Annotated in this window: 19 protein-coding genes; 11 read left to right on the forward strand and 8 right to left on the reverse strand. The window is 71.6% G+C overall.

Annotated features, from left to right (window positions below):
- Positions 1–37: 37 nt before the first annotated feature.
- Together ACFZBT_RS14010 and ACFZBT_RS14015 are read right to left on the reverse strand one after the other, a co-directional pair.
- A complete protein-coding gene (locus ACFZBT_RS14010; RefSeq protein WP_391102562.1) occupies positions 38–1,357 on the reverse strand; it encodes a vanadium-dependent haloperoxidase in 1,320 nt (439 codons plus the stop codon).
- Positions 1,358–1,459: 102 nt separating this feature from the next.
- A complete protein-coding gene (locus ACFZBT_RS14015) occupies positions 1,460–2,806 on the reverse strand; it encodes a helix-turn-helix domain-containing protein (protein ID WP_391102564.1) in 1,347 nt (448 codons plus the stop codon).
- A gap of 191 nt (positions 2,807–2,997) precedes the next feature.
- Between ACFZBT_RS14015 and ACFZBT_RS14020 the strand changes: the two genes are divergently transcribed.
- The 4 genes from ACFZBT_RS14020 (at position 2,998) to ACFZBT_RS14035 (ending at position 6,605) form a co-directional block, all read left to right on the forward strand.
- On the forward strand, positions 2,998–3,924 hold the full coding sequence (locus ACFZBT_RS14020) for a proline dehydrogenase family protein (protein WP_391102566.1): 927 nt from the start codon (positions 2,998–3,000) through the stop codon (positions 3,922–3,924).
- Positions 3,925–3,978: 54 nt separating this feature from the next.
- Positions 3,979–5,610 carry an L-glutamate gamma-semialdehyde dehydrogenase gene (gene pruA / locus ACFZBT_RS14025; protein WP_391102569.1) on the forward strand — a complete coding sequence of 544 codons (1,632 nt, stop codon included), beginning with the start codon at positions 3,979–3,981 and terminating at the stop codon, positions 5,608–5,610.
- Positions 5,611–5,684: 74 nt separating this feature from the next.
- Positions 5,685–6,227, forward strand: a complete 543-nt coding sequence (locus ACFZBT_RS14030; protein WP_391102571.1) for a GNAT family N-acetyltransferase — start codon at positions 5,685–5,687, stop codon at positions 6,225–6,227.
- A 246-nt stretch (positions 6,228–6,473) separates the two neighbouring features.
- A complete protein-coding gene (locus tag ACFZBT_RS14035; RefSeq protein WP_005479955.1) occupies positions 6,474–6,605 on the forward strand; it encodes a hypothetical protein in 132 nt (43 codons plus the stop codon).
- A gap of 46 nt (positions 6,606–6,651) precedes the next feature.
- On the opposite strand, the gene ACFZBT_RS14040 is transcribed toward ACFZBT_RS14035, so the two are convergent.
- A complete protein-coding gene (locus tag ACFZBT_RS14040; RefSeq protein ID WP_391102573.1) occupies positions 6,652–8,232 on the reverse strand; it encodes a fibronectin type III domain-containing protein in 1,581 nt (526 codons plus the stop codon).
- Between the two features lie 118 nt (positions 8,233–8,350).
- Here ACFZBT_RS14040 and ACFZBT_RS14045 point away from each other — a divergent pair, with 118 nt between their 5' ends.
- The 3 genes from ACFZBT_RS14045 to cimA all read left to right on the forward strand — a co-directional run bounded on the left by ACFZBT_RS14045 (position 8,351) and on the right by cimA (position 13,268).
- A complete protein-coding gene (locus ACFZBT_RS14045) occupies positions 8,351–9,394 on the forward strand; it encodes a 3-isopropylmalate dehydrogenase (RefSeq protein ID WP_382497033.1) in 1,044 nt (347 codons plus the stop codon).
- Positions 9,395–9,638: 244 nt separating this feature from the next.
- Positions 9,639–10,727, forward strand: coding sequence for a branched-chain amino acid aminotransferase (locus ACFZBT_RS14050; protein WP_391102576.1), 1,089 nt, complete (start codon positions 9,639–9,641; stop codon positions 10,725–10,727).
- 936 nt (positions 10,728–11,663) lie between these two features.
- The gene (gene cimA / locus ACFZBT_RS14055) at positions 11,664–13,268 is read left to right on the forward strand and encodes a citramalate synthase (protein WP_391102578.1); all 1,605 of its coding nucleotides are present in this window, start codon (positions 11,664–11,666) and stop codon (positions 13,266–13,268) included.
- Between the two features lie 301 nt (positions 13,269–13,569).
- Here cimA and ACFZBT_RS14060 read toward each other — a convergent pair whose 3' ends face one another.
- Positions 13,570–14,256, reverse strand: coding sequence for an SLATT domain-containing protein (locus ACFZBT_RS14060; RefSeq protein WP_391102580.1), 687 nt, complete (start codon positions 14,254–14,256; stop codon positions 13,570–13,572).
- 158 nt (positions 14,257–14,414) lie between these two features.
- Between ACFZBT_RS14060 and ACFZBT_RS14065 the strand changes: the two genes are divergently transcribed.
- On the forward strand, positions 14,415–15,776 hold the full coding sequence (locus tag ACFZBT_RS14065) for a hypothetical protein (RefSeq protein WP_391102583.1): 1,362 nt from the start codon (positions 14,415–14,417) through the stop codon (positions 15,774–15,776).
- Positions 15,777–15,979: 203 nt separating this feature from the next.
- Here ACFZBT_RS14065 and ACFZBT_RS14070 read toward each other — a convergent pair whose 3' ends face one another.
- Together ACFZBT_RS14070 and ACFZBT_RS14075 are read right to left on the reverse strand one after the other, a co-directional pair.
- Entirely contained in the window at positions 15,980–17,152 is a 1,173-nt protein-coding gene (locus ACFZBT_RS14070) for a Cmx/CmrA family chloramphenicol efflux MFS transporter (protein ID WP_391102948.1), read from the reverse strand.
- Positions 17,153–17,313: 161 nt separating this feature from the next.
- Positions 17,314–18,258, reverse strand: a complete 945-nt coding sequence (locus tag ACFZBT_RS14075) for an EamA family transporter (RefSeq protein ID WP_391102585.1) — start codon at positions 18,256–18,258, stop codon at positions 17,314–17,316.
- A 72-nt stretch (positions 18,259–18,330) separates the two neighbouring features.
- On the opposite strand from ACFZBT_RS14075, the gene ACFZBT_RS14080 reads away from it, so the two are divergent.
- Positions 18,331–18,915, forward strand: a complete 585-nt coding sequence (locus tag ACFZBT_RS14080) for a TetR family transcriptional regulator (RefSeq protein WP_391102588.1) — start codon at positions 18,331–18,333, stop codon at positions 18,913–18,915.
- 39 nt (positions 18,916–18,954) lie between these two features.
- Positions 18,955–19,530 (forward strand): YdeI/OmpD-associated family protein, encoded by a 576-nt coding sequence (locus ACFZBT_RS14085; RefSeq protein ID WP_391102591.1) that lies wholly within the window; start codon positions 18,955–18,957, stop codon positions 19,528–19,530.
- A gap of 97 nt (positions 19,531–19,627) precedes the next feature.
- Here the strand turns inward: ACFZBT_RS14085 and ACFZBT_RS14090 are convergent, their stop codons facing one another.
- Complete coding sequence (locus ACFZBT_RS14090; RefSeq protein WP_391102593.1) at positions 19,628–20,413, reverse strand: trypsin-like serine protease; 786 nt, start codon at positions 20,411–20,413, stop codon at positions 19,628–19,630.
- Positions 20,414–20,650: 237 nt separating this feature from the next.
- Positions 20,651–21,256, reverse strand: coding sequence for a YceI family protein (locus ACFZBT_RS14095; RefSeq protein ID WP_391102595.1), 606 nt, complete (start codon positions 21,254–21,256; stop codon positions 20,651–20,653).
- A gap of 329 nt (positions 21,257–21,585) precedes the next feature.
- On the opposite strand from ACFZBT_RS14095, the gene ACFZBT_RS14100 reads away from it, so the two are divergent.
- Entirely contained in the window at positions 21,586–22,413 is an 828-nt protein-coding gene (locus tag ACFZBT_RS14100; RefSeq protein ID WP_391102951.1) for an SDR family NAD(P)-dependent oxidoreductase, read from the forward strand.
- Positions 22,414–22,680: the final 267 nt, after the last annotated feature.

Below are 22,680 nucleotides of genomic sequence, written 5' to 3' on the forward strand. Positions count from 1 at the left end.
AGAAGTGTTCTCGGCTGTCGATGTCAGAGAACAGGGGTCAGGGCATCGGACGGAAGTACTTCCGCAGCGCCCAGGCCGCGAGGTGCCGGCCGGTGGCGCTGCCCACCTCGTCCGCCGTCCGGGTGTGGATTCCGCCCCAGACCCGGGCGTCGACGACGTCCCGTTCGTACTCGTGGGCATAGCGGTAGTGGCGCGACGTGCCGGTGCTGCTCGACGAAATGTGCAGGTCGACGCGGGACGTGCCCAGGATCCCGCTCAGCATGCGCATCAGCGCGCCGCCCATGGCGGCGTGGCCGCTCAGGTAGTCGGGATGTGACGGGGTGACGAGCAGCGGCTCCCAGTGCCGGTTCGCCCGGGTCGCCGGGTTGCCGTCCGTGTCCGCTTCCCGGATGGCGGTGACCGGCCGCCAGGTGCCGTAGTGGAGTTTGGCGTCCCAGGCGGTGATGACCGCGTCCGCCTGGGACGTGTTGGCCGCGGCGTACAGGCGCGCCGTCTCGGCGATGTCCAGCCCGTGCCGGGTGGCGTGGTCGCCGAGGGCCGCTTGCAGGTTCGGGGCGACGAAGAAGTGCGCGGTGTCCGTCTGTTCGGGGGTCCGGTGCGAGCCGGTCCGTCCTCCGTAGTGCGCCAGTTCGGCGAGGTCCCTCGCGTAGCGGGCCGAGCGGAGCTCCGGCGGCGGGCCCGGGCGGAACTGGTGCGGGGAGTCCATCAGCAGCGGCCGGACCCTGCCGACCCAGGCGGTGGTGAAGGGCTCGTGACCGGGAGGCGTGGGACGCCAGACGCCGGGCCGCGGATGCGCGGGGAAGGGTACGGACGCGCCGCGACCGTCACCGCGGCGGAGATCGATGATGCGGGCCGCGGCGCGCTTGCCGAACGCGACGCCCTCGTCCTCGGCCCTGCCGTCGGGAATCTTCGTGAGGGAGCCGGTCAGAGCGGCGTCCAGCCGGGCGGCGGCCCCGGGGAAGTGATGGCGCAGCACCTGGTGCGCTGCCGAGGCGGCAGCCGCCTCGGACGAGGCCGTGCCAGGCGCCCGCTCGTCCCACTTGTACGGGGCGAAGCGGCCCTCGACGCCGACGACGGCGTTGTAGACGGCGGTGGAGACGTACGCCTCCAGGATGAACAACTCGGGCGGGGACGGGCGGGCCTCGGCCTTGATGGTGGCGTCCGCCGTGCGCATCCACTCCACGACGAGTGCGGCGCTCCGACCGCCTCGGCCGTCGTGCTCGGCCCCGGACACCACCCGCGCGTCACGGCCGGGCCCGGCACTCGCCTGGGCGCACGGCAGCGCGAGCGCGAGCGCCCCGCAGGCCAGCCCCGCCACCGCCGTTCGCGTCGCGGACCAGGCGCGTCGCTTCCGCACGTGCACTCCTCCCAGTCGATGGCACACCGGGAGAACCGTGACCGCCCGAGGCTCCGGACGACACGCGTCCGTGCCGAACACCGCCCGACCGGGCGACGGGTGTCACCTGGACGGCCCCAGGGCGTCGCCGTGTGCGAGCCGAGCCCCTTTCAGTGCCATGTGCAGCAGCAGCCGGTCCTCGCCGTCGTCCAGGTCGAGGCCGGTCAGCTTCTCGATGCGGGACAGGCGGTAGTACAGGGTCTGGCGGTGGATGCCCAGCTCGGAGGCGGCCCGGGCGGCCTGGCCGGCGCAGTCGAGGTAGATCTCGGCGGTTCGGGCGAGCTCCCTGTGCACCGGGAAGAGCAGGGCGTGTACGGCGGGGTCGTGGGCGAGGTCCGGCGGCAGCGCGGTGAGCAGCCGGAACGGCCCGATCTCCGCCCACCGCGCGACGGGTCCCAGCCGGGCCTCGGCCAGCGCGGCCCGGGCCGCGGCGGACGCCTCCCACCAGGCGGTGCCGAGCTCCGCCAGGCCGGAGCGGGGGGTGGCGAGTCCGGCGGCGGGGCCGGCCGGTCCGTGGGTGGAGGTACCGGTCTGCCCGGACGCGGATCGGGAACCGGGCCCGGCGAACGCGCCGCGCGTGCCGCGGGAAGCCGTACCGCCCGACGAGCTTCCTGGAGTCCTGCCGCCGCCCGCCGCACCGCCCGGAGCGCCGCCGCCCGCCCGCTCCAGCAGCCGTGCCGCCGCTGTCGTCGCCGGAGCCAGTACGTCCGTCGACCGCAGGCGGATCAGCAGGGCCACGCACTGGGCCGACGCCCCCCACGGCAGTGTGCACAGGGCTGTCGCGCCCGGCATCGTGCGGACCGAGGGGGCGTCGTCGGGGTCGGCCGACGGCCAGGGGGCCACGCACACCACCGTGTGCAGAGCGTCGGCCCGGGGGCCGAGGGCGGTGCGGAGTTCCGCGATGGCCATGTCGCGCTGCCAGTCGCGGTCCGCGGTGAGGACGGCACGCAGTTCGCGGCTGAGGTCGGCACCGTGCTGGGCCTCGTCCGCGAGCAGCGCCCCGATCCGGGTCGTGACCTCCATGGCGGCGGAGAGCCGGTCTTCGCTCGGGCCGGGATCGTCGTCCAGGAGCCAGACATAGCCGTGGACCACGCCCCGGTGGCGGACGGGGAGGCAGATCCGCCCCCGGTTGACCCCCGCCTCCGGCGTCGGCGGGATACGCACCGGGCCGGTCGCGCGCGTGATGCCGAAGCCCTCGAACCACGCCCGGACGGCCGCGGTCGAACGGCGGGTCAGGATCGAGCGGGTACGCACCGGATCCAGGGCCGACGGATCGAGGTCGCCCTCGCTGTCGTACGCCCCGAAGGTGATCAGCTCGAAGTCCCGGTTCTCCAGCGTCGCGGGCGCGCCGAGCAGCTCCGAGATCTCGTCGACCAGCTCCTCGTAGTCGCCCCGGTGTTCCGACGTCATGCGGGCATTGTCCCCCACCGGCCACAACCCTTCATACATCTGTCTGAGATCTGCGGCACGGATGCGTGACAGCTGTCGATGGCCGACGATCGAAGGGATCCCTAGGTTTCACGGTGGTTCTCCGCGCCGTACCCGAAGCGTCATCCGCACGAGGTCCGGCCATCCGTTTGGTTGTGCTCTGGAGGTGCCCCGTGCTGGGTCCCGTGATTCTCGCCGCGTCCCGCAGCGACCGGATGCGACGCCTGATCTCGGCGGCCCCGGTGACCAAGCAGGTCGTCGACCGCTTCATCCCGGGCGAAGGCGTCGACGACATCGTCCCGGTGGTCCAGGGCCTCGCCGGCCGGGGTCTGGAGCTGACGATGGACGTCGTCGGCGAGGACATCACCAACCCCGCGCAGGCCGCCGCCGCCCGGGACGCCTACCTGGAGCTGATCGACCGGCTGAAGCCGCTGGAGCTCGGCACCCGCGCCGAGATGTCGGTGAAGCTGTCGATGTTCGGGCAGGCGCTGGAAGACGGCCACGAGCTGGCCCTGAAGAACGTCCGCCCGGTCGTCGAGGCCGCCGCCGAGATCGGCACCACGGTCACTCTGGACGCCGAGGACCACACCACCCTCGACTCGATGTTCGCCATCCACGAGGAGCTGCGGAAGGACTTCCCGCAGACCGGCTGCGTCATCCAGGCCTACCTCTTCCGCACCGAGGCCGACGCCCGCCGCCTCGCCGCGAACGGCAGCCGGGTGCGCCTGGTCAAGGGCGCCTACAAGGAGCCCGCCTCGGTCGCGTACCAGGACAAGCACGAGATCGACCGGGCGTACGTACGGATTCTCGGTACGTTGATGGAGGGGACGGGGTACCCGATGATCGGGTCCCACGACCCGCGCCTGATCGCGATCGGCCAGGAGCTCGCCCACCGCGCCGGGCGCAAACTGGACGAGTACGAGTTCCAGATGCTCTACGGCATCCGCGGCGACGAGCAGTCGCGCCTCGCCGCCGAGGGCCACCGCATGCGCGTCTACACCGCCTACGGCACCGACTGGTACGGCTACTTCATGCGCCGGCTCGCCGAGAAACCGGCCAACCTGCGGTTCTTCGCACGATCGATGCTCACCAAGGGCTGACAGCCCTTCAAGGGCTGAGACCGAACCACCGCTCAGTAAGGAGTTACGGAAAACATGGACGCTGTGACCCAGGTCCCCACCCCCGTCAACGAGCCGGTGCACGGCTACGCCCCCGGCTCGCCCGAGCGGGCCCGGCTGGAGGCCAAGCTGAAGGAGCTGGCCGACAACCCCGTCGACCTGCCCTGCACCATCGGCGGCGAGAAGCGGATGGGCGGCGGCGAGGCCTTCAAGGTCGTCCAGCCGCACAACCACAAGGCAGTGCTGGGCACGTACCGCAACGCCACGCAGCAGGACGCGCAGGACGCCATCGACGCGGCCCTGGCCGCCGCGCCCGCCTGGCGCGCGATGTCCTTCGACGACCGCGCGGCGATCATCCTGCGCGCCGCAGAGCTGCTGTCCGGCCCCTGGCGCGAGACGCTCGCCGCCTCCACCATGCTCGGCCAGTCCAAGACCGCCCAGCAGGCCGAGATCGACACGCCCTGTGAGCTGATCGACTTCTGGCGGTTCAACGTCTCCTACGCCCGCAACCTCCTGGCCGAGCAGCCCCCGGCGAACTCCCCGGGCGTATGGAACCGTCTGGACCACCGCCCGCTGGAGGGCTTCGTCTACGCGGTCACGCCCTTCAACTTCACCGCCATCGCGGGCAACCTCCCGACGGCCCCTGCCCTGATGGGCAACGTCGTCGTCTGGAAGCCGTCCCCGACGCAGACCCACGCCGCCGTGCTGCTGATGCAGCTGCTGGAGGAGGCCGGTCTGCCCAAGGGCGTCATCAACCTCGTCACCGGTGACGGCATCGAGGTCTCCAAGGTCGCCCTGGTCCACCGCGACCTCGCCGGTATCCACTTCACCGGCTCGACCCCCACCTTCCAGTACCTGTGGAAGACGGTCGGCGCGAACATCGAGAAGTACCGCACCTACCCGCGCCTCGTCGGCGAGACCGGCGGCAAGGACTTCCTCGTCGCCCACCCGTCGGCCGACCCGGCGATCCTGAAGACGGCCTTCACCCGGGGTGCCTTCGAGTTCCAGGGCCAGAAGTGCAGCGCCACCTCCCGGGCGTACATCCCCGCCTCCATCTGGAACTCCGGTTTCAAGGAGGAGCTGGCCGCCGAGGTCGACGGCATCAAGATGGGCGATGTCACCGACCTGTCGAACTTCATCGGCGCCGTCATCGACGAGCGTGCCTTCGCCAAGAACAAGGCCGCCATCGACCGCGCCAAGGAGGACGCCTCCTGCACGATCGTCGCGGGCGGCACCTACGACGACTCGGAGGGCTATTTCGTCCGCCCGACGGTCATCGAGTGCACCGACCCGGAGAACGAGGTCTTCCGCACCGAGTACTTCGGCCCGATCATCGCCGTGCACGTCTATGAGGACGACAAGTACGACGAGATGCTGACCCAGATGGAGTCCGTCTCCGACTACGCCCTGACCGGTTCGGTCATCGCGAACGACCGGGCGGCGGCGGCCTACACGGCGGACAAGCTCCGCTACGCGGCCGGCAACTTCTACATCAACGACAAGTCGACCGGCGCCGTCGTCGGCCAGCAGCCCTTCGGCGGCGGCCGTGCCTCCGGCACCAACGACAAGGCCGGCGCCCCGCAGAACCTGATGCGCTGGACCCTGACCCGCGCCATCAAGGAGACGCTGGTCCCGCCGACCGACTACACGTACCCGCACATGGGCTGAGATCCCGCGGCGCACCGACGGGCCAGGTCGAAATGACCTGGCCCGTCGGCATGTCCGGGGGAAAGACTGGTCCGATGACCACCCGAGTGCGCACCGCCCACACCGCCGATCTGACGCCCGCCGAACTCGACGCCGTACGGGCCCTCCTGGACGCCGCCTTCGAGGGCGACTTCGGCGACGACGACTGGGACCACGGCCTCGGCGGCATGCACGCGCTCGTGCGCGACGACTTTGGCCTCGCCGCGCACGGGGCGGTCGTGATGCGCCGGGTGCGGTACCGCGGGCGCTGGCTGCGTGCCGGGTACGTCGAGAACGTCGCCGTCCGCGCCGACGCCCGCCGGGGCGGCCTCGGCGGGCAGGTCATGGGCGAGCTGGAACGCGTGGTCGAGCGTGCCTACGACTTCGGCGCGCTGTCCGCCAGCGACGACGGCGCCCGGCTCTACACCTCCCGCGGCTGGCGGCTGTGGCGTGGTGAGGTGCACGCCCTCAGCCCGGCGGCGGGCCTCGTCCGCATGCCGGACGAGGAGGGCAGCACGTACGTCCGGTCGGCCCTCGCCGGTGAACTCGACCCCGCGCGCGAACTCGTCTTCGACTGGCGCGACGGTGATGTGCTCTAGGAATCACCGCAGCTCAGCGCGGTGTGACGTAGTCCACCGTCTCAGATAGTAGGAAGTCCGAGTAATTGTGGAGACAGACGCTCCGGCCTCCCTTAGTTTTGTAGGAGCCGAACGTCTCGCTCGACCAAGCGAAGGGCGGTCGTGAGCCGGGCCCCGTGCAGGCAACCCCTGCGGCACCGCTCCCCGCCCCCTCCGGCGTCTCCCATCTCTCTGAGCGCTCCATGCTGTCGAAGGAGTCGATTTCCCATGGCCGAGACGACCGTCCGCCGCCGAGTCCGTCACGTCTCCCGGACGACCGAGTCCGACCGCAAGAACGCCGCCGCCGCCCTCCAGCGCGCCCTCGACCGCAGGGACAACGGCGGATCCACCGGCCACTGAGCCGCCCCTGGACCGGGAGCCGCCCGACGAGGCGCGGTGCGGGGCCTCACGCCCCGCGCCGCACCTCGAAATGGTCGATCCGCTCACCGCTCGACGCCAGCGCCGACACCTTCAGCTTCGGCGCGGCGCCGCTCTCCGCCTCCACGGAGAGGAACGAGAACCCGCGGTAGCGCACCCGCGACCATTCCACCGACTCGGCCTTCGTGTCCTGGGACTTGGTCCACCGGAACGTGGCGACCGACTCGTGGTCGGCGGTGTTCCCCTCGTAGCTCTCCTTCACGCCGTCGGGGAAGCCGTACAGCTCCTTGCCGCCGCCGCCCGCGGTGACGTAGACGATCCCGTCCCGCCTGGGGTCCGTCGTCCCGCCGACCGGTACCGGCCTGCCCACCTCGCCGTTCTTGACCGCGTCGGTCCGCTCGTACACGTGGTTGTGCCCGTTGATCACCAGGTCCACCTCGTGCCGGGCGAACAGCGGCAGCCACTCGGCGCGCACCCCGCCGTCGGAGGCGTGCGTGGACGTCGAGTACGCGCAGTGGTGGAAGCAGGCGACGATGAAGTCCACGGCCTTCGCGGCCCGCAGCTCGCCGAGCTTCTTGTCCAGCCACTTCGTCTGCCGCCCCTCCGTGTAGCCGAAGTTGGCCGGGATCTCGTACGACACGTCGTTCGCGTCCAGCGCGACCACTCCGACGTTGCCGTACGTGAAGGCGTACACGCCCGGTGCCGTACGCGCGTCGAAACCGCTGTCCGGCAGGGAGAAGCGGGCGAGCTGGCCGCCGTAGCCGTCCGGCGAGTACCAGGCCTCCATGTCGTGGTTGCCGGTCGTTACCATCCACGGCACCGACCTGGCGACCGGCTCGGTCTGCTTGAGGAACCGGTCCCACTGCCCGGCGTCGAAGACGTCCGACTCCTTGCCCTTGCCGGTCGGGTCGGCGTAGCAGATGTCACCGGCGTGCAGGTGGAAGGCGGGGTTCTGGCGCAGCAGCAGACGGTCGTTGAGGGCCGCCTCCTCGCCGACGCCCTGGTCGCCGAACGCGGTGAACACGAACCGCCCGGGCGGGCCCGCGGGTGCCGTGCGGAAGGAGGTGATGGTGGACCGGTGGTCGGGGGAGGCGGGGTCGAAGCCCTCGTGGCCGACGCCGTAGTAGTACGTCGTGCCCGGGCGCAGGCCGTCCAGCGCCGCGTGCAGGTAGAACTGGTCGACCGCCGCCCGTACGCCCTTCAGCTCCGGGGTGTGCAGATCGCGCAGCTCGGCCTCCACCTTGCGGCCCAGGTCGTCGGGGCGCGTGCCGACCCGGATGTACGGCTTCCGCACCGCGAGCGGCACCTGCCAGGAGATCCGCATCTGCGTCTTCGGGTCGGTGCCGAAGGCGAGATGGCGGCCGAAGGGGGTGATGAACGAGCCGGGGGTCTTCGATGTGGTCGGCGACGGGTCCCTGGTCGCCGTGGTGCCCCCGGAGCCGGAGCCGGATCCGGACCCGGAGCAGCCGGTCAGCAGCCCGCTCGCCACCGCGCCGGCCGTCACCAGCGTGCGCCGCCGCGACAGACGCGTCCGCAGATACTCGTGCTGTTCCGCCATGCTCATCCGGTCCGCGAGCCGCAGGGGAATGCCGAAGTCGGGAGTCTCCATGCGAGTCAATTTCCCATCGAGGCCCAACACTGGTCTGACATACGGGTGAACGATGATCGCCGTGTCCGTATCGCGGACACGGCGTGTCATTCCATGGGACGAGGAGTAGGGTGCCCGCATGTCTCGCAGCATCAATCTCGCAGTGATCCCCGGTGACGGAATCGGCCAGGAGGTCGTGACCGAAGGGCTGAAGGTCCTCTCCGCCGTCCTTCCGCAGGATGTGAAGCTGGAGACGAAGGAGTACGACTTCGGCGCCCGGCGCTACCACGCCACCGGTGAGACCCTCACCGACGCCGACCTCGACGCCCTCAAGAAGCACGACGCCATCCTGCTCGGCGCGATCGGCGACCCGAGCGTGCCGTCCGGCGTCCTGGAGCGCGGCTTCCTGCTCAAGCTCCGCTTCGCCTTCGACCACCACGTCAACCTGCGCCCGTCGAAGCTGCTCCCGGGTGTCGCCACCCCGCTGGCCGGCGAGCCGGAGATCGACTTCGTCGTGGTCCGCGAGGGCACCGAGGGCCCGTACACCGGCAACGGCGGCACGATCCGCAAGGGCACCGAGCACGAGGTCGCCACCGAGGTCTCCGTGAACACGGCCTTCGGTGTGGAGCGTGTCGTGCGGGACGCGTTCGCCCGTGCCCAGGCCCGTCCGCGCAAGAAGCTGGCGCTGATCCACAAGAACAACGTGCTGACCTTCGCGGGGCACCTGTGGACGAACATCTTCAACAAGGTGGCCGAGGAGTTCCCCGAGGTCACCACCGAGTACATGCACGTGGACGCGGCGACGATCTACCTCGTCACGCAGCCCGAGCGCTTCGACGTCATCGTCACGGACAACCTCTTCGGCGACATCGTCACCGACCTCGCCGCTGCCGTCTCCGGCGGCATCGGCGTGGCCGCCTCCGGCAACATCAACCCGTCCGGAGACTTCCCGTCCATGTTCGAGCCCGTGCACGGCTCGGCCCCGGACATCGCCGGCCAGGGCAAGGCCGACCCGACCGCCACGGTGCTGTCCGTCGCCCTGCTCCTGCGCCACCTCGGCCACGAGGCCGAGGCCGACCGTATCGACGAGGCGGTCGCCGCCGACCTGTCGGAGCGGAAGGGCAAGCCCGCCCGCTCCACCACGGAGATCGGCGACGCGCTCGCCGTACGAGTAGCCGGCTGACCCGCCGCTGCTTTTCGCAGAGCCGCCGGGTCGCATCCGCACCCGGCGGCTTTCGCATGTTCCCCGCCGGGTGCCACCATCGACCACCGGGTCGCATTCACCCCGTTCCTTCCGCCGCCGCCCACGGGCGATAATCGAACGCGAGGCCGCGGAATGAGGGAATGCTCGGACGTCCTAGCACTGGTCACATTCAGAGCAGTACCGAGCGCGGCCCGTCACTACAACCGGTGAAGGACATCAACCCATGACGACGCCCACGATCGAGCTCAAGCCCTCCGCCAACCCGCTCTCCGCCGCAGAACGCGAGGCGATCCTGGCCAACCCCGGGTTCGGCCGCCACTTCACCGACCACATGGTGACGATCAAGTGGACGGAAGGCCGCGGCTGGCACGACGGACAGCTCGTGCCGTACGCGCCGATCTCCCTCGACCCCGCCACCACGGTCCTGCACTACGCGCAGGAGATCTTCGAGGGGCTGAAGGCCTACCGCCGCCCCGACGGGTCGGTCGCCACGTTCCGGCCGGAGAAGAACGCCGAGCGCTTCCAGCGGTCCGCGCGCCGGCTGGCGATGCCCGAGCTGCCGGTCGAGACGTTCATCGAGGCCTGCGACGCGCTGGTGAAGCAGGACAAGGCGTGGGTTCCGGCGCACGGTGGCGAGGAGTCCCTGTACCTCCGTCCCTTCATGATCGCGACCGAGGTCGGGCTGGGCGTGAAGCCGGCCAACGAGTACCTGTTCCTGGTCATCGCCTCCCCGGCCGGGGCGTACTTCCCGGGCGGCGTGAAGCCGGTCTCCATCTGGGTCTCCGAGGACCGGGTGCGTGCCGTCCCCGGCGGCATGGGCGACGCGAAGACGGGCGGCAACTACGCGGCGTCCCTGCTCGCGCAGGCCGAGGCCGCGACGAAGGGGTGCGACCAGGTCTGCTACCTCGACGCCGTCGAGCACACGTGGGTCGAGGAGCTGGGCGGCATGAACCTGTACTTCGTGTACGGGGACAGGATCGTCACGCCGTCGCTGACCGGGTCGATCCTGGAGGGCGTCACCCGTGACTCGCTGCTCGCCGTCGCCCGTGACCTCGGGTACGAGGCCGAGGAGGGCCGGGTCTCGGTCGACCAGTGGCAGCGGGACTCGGAGAACGGGTCGCTGACCGAGGTGTTCGCGTGCGGTACGGCCGCTGTGATCACGCCGGTCGGTACGGTGAAGAGGGCCGGGGTGGAGTGGAAGCAGAGCGGGGGCGAGCCGGGGGAGGTCACGCTGAAGCTGCGTCAGGCGCTGCTGGACATCCAGCGTGGTACGGCTGCTGACACGCACGGCTGGATGCACCAGCTGGGCTGAGCCCGACCCTCCCCGGGGACTCCGCCCTCGACCCTCTCCGGGGACTCCGCCTCAGGATCCTCCCCGGGGACTCCGCCCACCCACCGCCCGACTCGGCCGGACAAGAAGCCGGGGCCGTGGCGTCGGTCCCGGGCTCCCTCTGGAGCGAGCCCGGGGCCGTCAGCGCGTACGCCGCCCCGCCCACCAGCCCCGACAGCGGGAAACTGCCGTCCACCCCGCCGGTCAGTGTCAGCAGCTGCCCCTCGTACGACGGAGCAGCACATGACCAGCACCAGGAGGGCCACGTCCGGCGCGCTCGGCGTGGCTCTGGTCGCTCCGGACGGAATCGAGGGCGACGCCGCCTCGGGCGGGCCGAGCCTGAGCGCCGACGGGCGGCAGCTGGCCTTCGTCTCCAGCGCCGGCAACCTCGTCGCCGGTGACACCGACGGCGCCGCCGCACCCATCGCGCCTACCTCCGCGACCTGCGCACCGGGCGCACCGTCCTGGCCGGCGCGGACACCGAGGGCGGGCCGAACGACCAGAGCGTGTCCGCCCCGGTGCCCGACCGGCACGGCCGCTGGGTCGCCTTCGCCAGCTCCTCACCCGACCTCGTGCCCGGCGACATGTCGCACGTCTACGTCCGCCATCTCGGGTGACCGACCGCATTCTGAGACAACCGTGAGTGATACGCGGGGGCTGTGCCAGACTGCCTCCGTGCTCTCGTTCGCCATGATTATTGGCAGCAGGCGCGCCGGTCCGCAGTGACCGCCACGTACGACCAGGTACGGGCGGACACCGTCGTCCTCGACCCGCGCGCAGACCTCTCGCACCCGCGAGAGGTTTTTCGCTTTTCTGGCCCACCCGCAGCCAGGAGCGAGAGCGCGAGGGAGTATGTGGGGGCGGTGGAGCCGGTCATTCCGGTACGACCGAGATCCAATCCTCAGGAGCCTTGAGACCATGACCGCAACCAGCGAGCTCGACGATTCCTTCCACGTCTTCGACACCACCCTGCGCGACGGCGCCCAGCGTGAGGGCATCAACCTCACCGTCGCCGACAAGCTGGCCATCGCACGGCACCTGGACGACTTCGGCGTGGGCTTCATCGAGGGCGGCTGGCCGGGCGCGAACCCCCGGGACACCGAGTTCTTCGCCCGCGCCCGACAGGAGATCGACTTCCGGCACGCCCAGCTGGTGGCGTTCGGCGCGACCCGGCGCGCCGGAGCGAAGGCGGCGGAGGATCCGCAGGTCAAGGCGCTGTTGGAGTCGGGCGCCGAGGTGATCACGCTGGTCGCGAAGTCCCACGACCGCCATGTCGAGCTCGCCCTGCGCACCACCTTGGACGAGAACCTGGAGATGATCCGCGACACGGTGTCGTTCCTGAAGGAGCAGGGCCGCCGGGTCTTCGTCGACTGCGAGCACTTCTTCGACGGCTACCGGGCGAACCCGGAGTACGCCAAGGCGGTCGTCCGTACGGCCTCGGAGGCCGGCGCGGACGTGGTGATCCTCTGCGACACCAACGGCGGCATGCTCCCGGCGCAGATCCAGGCGGTCGTCTCCACGGTCCTGGCCGACACGGGTGCCCGGCTCGGCATCCACGCCCAAGACGACACGGGCTGCGCGGTGGCGAACACGCTGGCCGCCGTGGACGCGGGCGCTACCCATGTGCAGTGCACCGCCAACGGCTACGGCGAGCGGGTGGGCAACGCGAACCTCTTCCCGGTCGTCGCGGCGCTGGAACTGAAGTACGGCAAGAAGGTCCTGCCCGACGGCCGGCTGCGCGAGATGACCCGCATCTCGCACGCGATCGCCGAGGTCGTCAACCTCACCCCCTCCACGCACCAGCCCTACGTCGGCCTCTCCGCCTTCGCCCACAAGGCCGGGCTGCACGCCTCGGCCATCAAGGTCGACCCGGACCTGTACCAGCACATCGACCCCGAGCTGGTCGGCAACACGATGCGGATGCTGGTCTCCGACATGGCGGGCCGGGCGTCCATCGAGCTCAAGGGCAAGGAACTCGGCATCGACCTCGGCGGCGACCGGGAGCTGGTCGGCCGGGTCGTGGAGCGGGTGAAGGAACGCGAACTCCAGGGCTACACGTACGAGGCGGCCGACGCGAGCTTCGAACTGCTGCTGCGCACCGAGGTCCAGGGCAAGCCGCTGCGCTACTTCGAGGTCGAGTCCTGGCGCGCCATCGTCGAGGACCGGCCCGACGGGTCCCATGCCAACGAGGCCACGGTCAAGCTGTGGGCCAAGGGCGAGCGCATCGTCGCCACGGCGGAGGGCAACGGGCCGGTGAACGCCCTGGACCGGGCGCTGCGGGTGGGGCTGGAGAAGATCTACCCCCAGCTCGCCAAGCTCGAGCTCGTCGACTACAAGGTCCGCATCCTCGAAGGCAAGCACGGCACCAACTCGACGACCCGCGTCCTGATCTCCACGTCCGACGGGGCCGGCGAGTGGTCCACGGTGGGCGTCGCCGAGAACGTCATCGCGGCCAGCTGGCAGTCCCTTGAGGACGCGTACACGTACGGCTTGCTGCGGGCGGGGGTTGCTCCGGCGGAGTAGTCGCCTGCGGGTTCGTCGTGGGTCGGGGCCGCGCCGGGGGGTGTCCGTCCTCGGATTGGCGCGATGGACTTGCGAACCGGCTCACTGTCCGTTGACGCGCCAACCACTGCGGGCGGACACCCCCCGACACGTCCCCTTGCGTGGTCCGGCGCCCGCCGCTGCGGGCATGCGTGCCGCTGGGGGCGGCACGGGTGGGCGGTGGGGGTCCCCCGCTCGAGCGAAGCCGAGAGTGGGGGAGGTACGCCGCTCCGCCGGGCTGCGCAACGCCCCGGCACCGGCACCCACGCCGAGCACGTGGCAGTCACATGGCCGAGTCGCGGGCGCGTGGCACCTGGGCATCGCCCACCCGCTCCCGCCCCGGCGCGCGGTCGAGACGGAAGAGACCCGCCGAATGAGGCCGCTGCCCGGGCGTATGGCCCGTGGACCGGGTCAGCTCCTCCACACCGTCGGCCAGATACCCGACCCAGGCGGACCCCTCGTCCTCGATGACCCGCTGCGCGTCCGTCCGCAACCGCTCGATCACCCCGAGCAGCGCGGCCTGCTCCTTGTCACTGGGGGAGTCCGTGGCCCGCAGATACGTCTGCGCCCACTCGGACTGAGCCCTCTTGAGGATCTGCTGCAGCGCCTGCTGCGAACGGATGTAGCGCGTCCAGGACGCAGAGAACCCGAAGATCCGGTCGAAGAGGACACAGCCCGCCCCGCCGGCGAGGAACACGAACCCCCACTCGGGCTGCAGGGCCGTGGGGGCGGCCGCGTGCACCAGCGGAGTGAGCGTGCCGACGATGCCCAGCAGCGCGGCCAGCGCCCGCAGCGACCGCGACCACAGCGACGGCCCCCGGCGCCGCGCCAGGTACCAGTCGATCGCCGTCGTCACCTCCGCCTCGGCATGCCGGAACAGCTCCCACAACAGGTCCGCCCGCGCACGCGAACGGTCCAGCTCGGCGAGTGCGGACACCGTCATGTCCGCGGCCCTGCGTCTTCCGAACATGCCCCTGATCCGCCCTTTCCGCTGCGACCGGTGGACCGGCCGGGCCCGGCCCGCGGCCCACGGCAGTGAGCCAGAAGGCATCGTAGGCGCAGCGGCGTCTCGAAATCCCCGCTCCCACCGATATCCCTTTCTGTCCCGATTCAGGTAGCTTCGAACATATGAAGGCCGCGCTGGTGCGTACCGTCGTACGACTGCTGATCGCGCCGGTCGCCGCCCTGGTGGCGGTGCTGGTGGTGATGACGGCCGGTGCGCCGGGTGCGCACGCGGCCACCGACCTCACGAAAGTCGCCGAGGAACTGCGCGAGAACCCCGTCTACGTCGACCCGGCCGCCTCCGACCAGCTGGCGGCGTCGGACGCCGAGGCGCTCGCCGACAAGATCAAGGACGCGGACAAGCCCGTCTTCGTGGCGGTCCTGCCGGCCGACGTCCCCACGCAGGACCTCTTCCGGAACCTCCGCACCGAGACCGGCGTCACCGGTCTGTACGGGGTCCGCGTCGGCGAGAAGTTCGACGCCCGTGCCGACAGCGCGGTGATGAGCCGGCAGGCGGTGTCCAACCTGGTCACGGCCGTGCAGGACGCGGGCGACACCAAGGCCCAGCTGAACGACTTCGTCGACGGCGCCCTGCGCAGCGTGGGCGGCTCGGCGCCGAGCAGTTGGAGCGACGGCTCGGGCACCGACGTCCCGGTCGGCGGCCTGATCACCTTCGGTGCCCTGGTCGCGGCCGGCGGCGTGGGCACCTACGCCGTGGTCCGGCGCAACCGGCGCCGCCACGAGGAGGAGCAGCGGGCCGCCCTGGAGAAGCTGCGGGTGGTGGTCGACGAGGACATCACCGCCTTCGGCGAGGAGCTCGACCGCCTCGACTTCCACCCCGGGGAACCCGGCGCCGACGACGCGATGCGCGCCGACTACGAGCGTGCCCTGGACGCCTATGAGCAGGCGAAGTCCCTGATGGCGGCCGCTGCGAAGCCGGAGGACGTCCGGCCCGTCACCCAGGCCGTGGAGGACGGCCGTTTCTCCCTGGCGCGACTCGCGGCCCGGCGGGAGGGCAGCCGGCTGCCGGAGCGTCGCCCGCCCTGCTTCTTCGACCCGCGCCACGGCCCCTCGGTCGCCGATACGAGCTGGACGCCCTCCGGCGGCACCACACGCGACGTTCCCGTCTGCGTGGCCGACCAGGCCCGGCTCGCCGAGGGCCGCGACCCGGTGATCCGTGAGGTCGACACCGACTACGGCCGCCGCCCGTACTGGGAGGCCGGCCCGGCGTACGGCCCCTGGGCCGGCGGCTACTTCGCCGGCGGCATCCTGCCCGGCCTGCTCGTCGGCACCATGCTCGGCAGCATGATGGCCGCCCCCGCCTACGCGGCCGACTACGGCTCCGGCTACGGCGACTTCGGCGGGTACGAGGGCGGTGACGTCTCCGGCGCCGACTTCGACTCCGGCGACTTCGGTGGCGGCTTCGGCGGAGGGGACTTCGGCGGTGGCGGCTTCGGCGGTGGAGGGGACTTCGGGGGCGGATTCTGACCCGCCGCCCCCGGGCGCCCGCAGGCGGTTCCGGCCGTGGCGGTCGCTGACCCCGTCCGGTTGTGGCTGTCGCGGTCGCTGACCCCGTCCGGTTGTGGCTGTGGCGGTCTCTGAGCGCAGGCGGCTGCGACCGTGGCGGTCTCTGAACCCAGCCGGTTCTGACCGCGGGGGTTCGGGCCGCCCCGGGCGCCCCGCCCATCGGCTCAGCGCCGTAGCGCCTCCCGGTCCGCGAGCCGCCCTCGCTGCCGCCACACCACCCCGGCCACGACGCCCGCGAGCGCGACCAGCCCCGCGCTCACCCACACCGGCGACCGGTACCCGAACCCGGCGCCGATCGCCGCGCCACCGGCCCAAGGGCCCAGTGCTGCCCCGACGTTGAACGCGGCCGTGGCGAAACCCCCGGCCAGCGTGGGCGCGCCCGGTGCCGCGTACAGCGCCTGGGCGATCAGCGTGGAGCCGACGCCGAAGGACAGTGCCCCCTGGGCGAAGACGAGCCCGAGGGCCAGGACCGGGTGCCCGGCCCCGAGGGCGAGCAGGCACCAGCCCACTCCGACCGCGACGCCCCCGCCGGCGAGGACCGGCACCGGACTCCGGTCGGCGAGCCGCCCCGCGGCGGTCACCCCCACGAACGACCCGGCCCCGAACAGCGCGAGCACCCCGGGCACCCATGCGCTGCCCAGCCTCGTCACCTCGGTGACCAGCGGCGCGAGATAGGTGAAGGTGCAGAACGTCGCGCCGTTCACCAGGGCGCCCAGCAGCAGGGTGACGACCAGCCGAGGGCTGCGCAGCGACCGCAGTTCGCCGCGCAGGGCGGGCGGCGCGGCCTCGGCCGTCCCGCCCGGCACGGACCACGCCACCGCCACCAGGGCCGGCAGCGACAGCAGCGCCACGGCCCAGAACGCCGTACGCCAGCCCCACAGCCCGCCCAGCAGGGCCCCGGCGGGCACCCCGGCCACGCACGCCAGCGTCACCCCGCCCAGCAGCGTGGATGTCGCCCGGCCCTTCGCGTCCGCCGGGACCATCCCCACGGCGGTCACGAGGGCGACCGCGAGGAACCCGGCGTTGGCGAGCGCCCCCACGACCCGCGTGGCGAGCAGCACCTCGAAACTGCCGGTGAGAGCACCGACGACATGGACGGCGAGAAAGACGACGAGGAACGCCAGCAGCGCGCCCCGCCGCGACCAGCGCCGCGCGAGACCCGCGACGAGCGGCGCCCCCACGACCATTCCCGCGGCGAATGCGGAGGTCAGCGCGCCCGCCGCGGGAACGGACACCCCCAGATCCCGCGCGATGTCCGGCACCAGCCCGGACAGCATGAACTCGGACGTCCCTTGCGCGAACACGGCAAGGCCCAGCAGAAGAAGAGCGAACGGCATGAGGAAACCCCGCACCCGGAAGTCGACGACGAACACGACACGTCGGTCGGCGATCCGGTGGCGGAGCGAAGAAGAGGCCTCAGCGGCCCGGCATCACAAGCAGCCACCGGAGAGCCGGTGGCCGCACTCTGGACGCCTCGGGGCTGGACACGACAGGCACGTTAGGCGGCTTCGGAGGACCGGGTCCACTGGTTTTCCCCGCACGCTCCCCGGGCGGCGGCGGTGGTCGAGGCCGCGTTCCCCCGGCCCCCACCGCGGTGGACGATCACGACGGCCGCGAGACAGACGGCCAGCCCGAGGGCGGTCTGCACGCCGAAGGGCTCACCGAACATGAGCGCGCCCCAGACGGCCGTGACCGGGGCCATGAGGAACATCAGGGTGTTGACCTCGGTGACGCCGGAGCGCTTCAGAATGAGCCAGTAGAGCCCGTACCCGCCGAACGTGGACAGGCCCACGAGCCAGACGACCGCCACCCAGAACGCGCCCTCGGCCGGCGGTGCGGCCGCTCCGGCCCCCAGGGCCAGGACGGTGAAGAGCACGGCGCTGGTGGCGCAGTGGACGGTCAGCGACACCGAGGGGGCGACCCGCGAGCGGGACCGGCTCTCCAGGAACGTCGCCGCCACCAGGGACAGCATGCCGAGCAGCGGGATGGCGTACGCCCACCAGGCCACGTCCCTCCCGGCGGCGGCGTCGGCCAGGGTGACCACGGCGACGCCGCTCAGTCCGAGGCCCAGACCGGTCCACTGCCGGCCCGAGACGTGGCTCCCGAGCAGCGGTCCCGCGAGGGCCCCGGCGACGAGAGGCTGGACGCCGTCGATCAGGGCCGTCGTGCCGCTGGAGACGCCGAGCTGGATGGCGTAGTAGACGCTCAGCAGATAGCCGCTCTGCGACAGCACGCCGATCACGGCCTGCCGGGTCACGTCCCGGGCGGTGAGTCCCCGCCACGCCGACCGCGTGAGGACGGCGACGGCGATCAGGACGACGGCCAGCGGCAGGAACCGCCACATCAGGACCGTGAGCGCGGACGCGCTGCCCGCACCGAGCTTGGCTCCGATGAACCCGGAGCTCCAGCACAGGACGAAGGCGAGGGAGAGCAGGATGTTCACGACATCACAACCACTAGACAGATCGGTTTACCCGTTCCCCGCCGACTATACAGAACGGTATACTCGGGTGTCATGGGTACCACCGCCGAGAACCCCCGCCGGATCGCGATGACGCCGGCTGCCCGCCGCGCCCTGGAGGCCGCCGCGCGGCTGTTCTACGAGCGCGGTATCCACGCCGTCGGGGTCGACCTCATCGCCGCGGAGGCCGGGGTCACGAAGAAGACCCTCTACGACCGCTTCGGCTCCAAGGAGCAGATCGTCGTGGAGTACCTCGCCGACCGCGACGAGCGCTGGCGCGCCTTCCTCGGCGAGCACCTGGACGCGGCCGGACCGGACCCGAGGGAGCGTGTCCTGGCTGTCTTCGACGCCTCACACGCATGGGCGCGGGACAGCAGTCCCAAGGGATGCAGCATGGTCAACGCCCACGCGGAGATCAGCGACCCCGCCCACCCGGCCCACCCGATCATCACCGGTCAGAAGCGGTGGATGCTAGCCCTGTTCACCGGCCTCGCGGCCGATATCGTTCCGGACGAACCGGCAGGTCGGGCCCGGGCGTTGATGCTGCTGCACGAGGGCGCGCTCGTCGCCCACGGCCTCGGCATCTTCCCGGACGCCATCGAGCACGCCCGCGAACAGGCACGCGCACTGCTCCCCTAGCGGACGGCACCTGTCCTGCTCGGTCCCTACGGTGGTGCCATGACCACCTCAGACGGCACGGCCCCGCTCACCTTCGCCACCGTGGCCGACCTGGACTCCTGGCTGACCGCGCACCCCGCCCCGCATCCCGGCCTCTGGGTCAAGGTCGCCAAGAAGGGTTCGGGCATTCCCTCCGTCAGCGCCGCCGACGTCAACGACGTGGCGCTCTGCCACGGGTGGATCACCGGGCAGCGCAAGGGCCTCGACGGCTCCCACTACCTCCAGAGGATCACCCCACGCCGCCCCGGCAGCCTCTGGTCCATGGTCAACGTCCGACGTGTCGAGGAACTGACGGCCGCAGGCCGCATGCGCCCCGCCGGGCTCGACGAGGTGACCTCCGCGAAGGCGGACGGCCGCTGGAACGCGGCGTACGCGTCCCAACAGGAGGCCGAGGTCCCGGAGGACCTCACGGCAGCGCTGGCACGAAGCCCCCGAGCCGCGGCGGCCTTCGAGGCACTCGGCCGAACGGACCGTTACCTCACCATGCTCGGCATCCTTCGCGCCCGGACACCGCGGAGCCGGGCCGCACAGGTGGCGGCGGCGGTCGCGAGACTGGAGGCAGGCGGGCGCGGGTGATGAGCCCGGCTGGGCGGGCCGGGTCGACGGGACGGCCGCGGGCCCGGCGCCCAACCGCACCGGACCCGCGAGCTGTTCCGTCACTGCCGAGGGCGAGTCAGAGTGTGGACGCCGCCGAGGCTATGGCCGAGGCGAACGTGGAGACCTCCGTGTAGACGCCGGGGGCCTCGGGCCGGGCGCAGCCCTCGCCCCAGCTGACGATGCCGACCTGGATCCAGGCGCCGGCGTTGTCCTTGCGGAACATGGGGCCGCCGGAGTCGCCCTGGCAGGTGTCGACGCCGCCCGCGTCGAAGCCGGCGCAGATCTCCTCGCTCGCGACGAGGCCGCTGTACAGACCGCCGTAGGCCTTGCACGCGGCGTCGCTGACGAAGGGCACGGTCGCCTTCAGGAGGTAGCGCTGCTGGGAGCCGCCCTCACGGTTCGCGCCCCAGCCGGCGACGGTGAAGTCACCGGTGTTGTACTGCGCGGTCGTGGCGATCTTCAGGGTCGGAAGATTGATCGGCTGGGCGAGCTTGATGAGCGCCCAGTCCTTGCCGGTGCCGTTGTAGCCGGGCGCACGGAGCACCTTGGTGGAGCGGACCTGGACCCGTCCGCTCGTGGACTGCAGGTCGACCACCCCCGCGGTGGCGGTGATGCTCGTGTTGTTGCCGGAACTGCCCACGCAGTGCGCGGCCGTGAGCACGATCTGCTGGGTGTAGAGCGCGCCGCCGCAGCCCATGGACAACCTGACCATGAACGGGAACTCGCCCTGCGCGGCCCGCGTTCCGCCGACGACGGGCGACGGCGCGGCCTGCGCGGCGGTGACGGGCTGAAGGCTGGCGATCGCGAGCGCGGCGGCGCCGAGAACCGCGCATCTCTTGAGGGCCGTGAGAAGTCTCTTCAACGTGATGCCTTCCGTGGGGGGTTGACCTGGGGAGATGTGCAACCGAAGCATCCGTTTTGACGAGTGCATGTCAGCAGTAAGGGCAAAAAGAACGGCCATGTGCTGGCATGGACCGGTCAAAATTCTGCTGCTGGATTATGAGAACGCCGAGAGTCCTCGCACAAGAGGCCCGATTCGGCCACGCCGCGCGGAGTCATCCCGTACGGCGTGGCCGGAGGTGCGGGCGGTTCTGGAGGTTCAGGCGTTCCGGATCGCCGAGATGTCGAAGTTGAGCTTGATCTTGTCGGAGACGAGCACGCCTCCGGTCTCCAGCGCGGCGTTCCAGGTCAGGCCCCACTCGGACCGCAGGATCTCCGCCTTGCCCTCGAAGCCGACGCGCTCGTTGCCGAAGGGGTCCTTCGCGGCGCCGTTGAACTCCAGGTCGATGGCGAGGAGGCGGGTGGTGCCGAGGATCGTCAGGTCGCCGGTGATGCGGTAGTCGTCGCCGCCCAGGGACTCCGCCTTGGTGGAGCGGAACGTCATGGCCGGGAACTCGTCCGCCTTGAAGAAGTCCGCGCTCTTGAGGTGGCCGTCCCGGTCGGCGTTGCCCGTGTCGATGCTGTCCATCACCACGTCGAGGGAGGCCGAGGACCGCGAGGGGTCGGTGCCGTCGAGGTGAAGCGTGCCCGTGAAGTCCTGGAAACCGCCCTTGACGTTGGTGACCATGGCGTGGCGGGCCACGAAGCCGATCGTCGAGTGTGCGGGATCGATCGTGTAGTCGCCGGTCAGGGCGGCCAGCTCCGGCCGCACGGCGCCGGACGTGGCGGTGGCGGTCTCGGTGTCCCTGCGGCTGAAGATGCTCATGATGTACGCCTCCTGCGGCGGATCGATGTCGAGATCTAATGTTGAACGTTGAACTACTTCAACGCGGCCCACCCTAGACCTATTCCGTTCAACGTTCAACAGTATTGCGCGCCGTGTGTCGGGGCGCTCCCGTGAGGCCGCCTTCGCCCGTTCGGGTGTGCGGTGGGCAGGGGAGCGGTTCGCCCTGCGGGCAAGCCCTTCCGGGCGGCAGGCCGGGCCTGCCGGAACGGCGTGGGGTGGCGGTGGCCACGAAGTCGGGGTTCCGTTTGAGGGACCGTATGGAGACAGACGAGTCCGCGGCGGACGTACAGCGCAGGGGAGACCGACTCGTGACACTCACCGGCTCCGGCTCGGCCTACGACCCACCGAACCTCGCCCCACGCGGCCCCGCCGCCCCCTCGCACGTGCGCGAGCACGGACCGGCGCGGCGTCTGGACCGGCGCGTGGCCCTCGTCACCGGCGCCTCCTCCAGCATCGGGGCGGCGACGGCACGCCGATTCGCCATGGACGGCTGGCAGCTCCTCCTCAACGGACGCGACCGGCGGTGCCTGGAGCGGACGGCGTCCGGCACCTCCGCCCTTGTACTGCCCGCCGACCTCGCCGCCCCGGGCGGCCCGCGCCTGCTGGCCCAGTCCGCGCTGCACACGACCGGCCGGATCGACGTCCTGGTCGCCGGGGCGGGCATCGGCTGGACGGGCCCCTTCGCCGCCATGCCGCACACCGACATCGACCGGGTCCTGGGCCTGGACCTCAACGCCACGCTCCACCTCGTGCGCGAAGTGCTGCCGTCCATGATCGCGGCCGGCCGGGGCCGGGTGGTGCTGCTCGGTTCGGCCGCGGGCCGTGTGGGCGTACGCGAGGAAGCGGTGCACTCCGCGGCCAAGGCCGGCCTCGCCGCCTTCGCCGAGGCCCTGCGCCAGGAACTGCGCGGCACGGGCGTGGGTGTGACCTTCGTCGTACCCGGCCGCACCGGCCCCACCCGCGGGGGCGGCCCCTACGGCCACGCCACCCCCCGACCCGTCTCGCCCGGTGGCGTCGCACGCGAGATCTTCGACTCCGTACGCCAGGACCGCGACGAGACGTATGTCTCTGCCTGGCGACGCATCCGGACCCTGGCCCCGGGCCTGCACCGCCGCCTGCTGAACCGCTTCGGCTGACAGGTGTGCGCGCAGGCGCCCGCGTCCGGGCCCTGCCCGTGCGCCACGTGGTCTCCTCCCGCCCGGGGCTTGCGGCAGCCTCATGCCTGATTCCTCGAACCGCGCCTGGGCCTCCGTCCGCGGCCTCGGCCCCAGTCCGTGCCGAGCCCTCACGGGCGTGCCTGCCCTGCACCTGCCCGGTCGTGTCCACGCGGAGCCTCGGCTCGAAACGGCGGCGGCCCGGCCAAGCCCCCGGAGCCTGCCAAGCCCCGGGCCCGTGCCGAGCCC

Source organism: Streptomyces sp. NPDC008137 (genome assembly GCF_042957035.1).
In the GTDB taxonomy this organism is placed as follows: domain Bacteria; phylum Actinomycetota; class Actinomycetes; order Streptomycetales; family Streptomycetaceae; genus Streptomyces.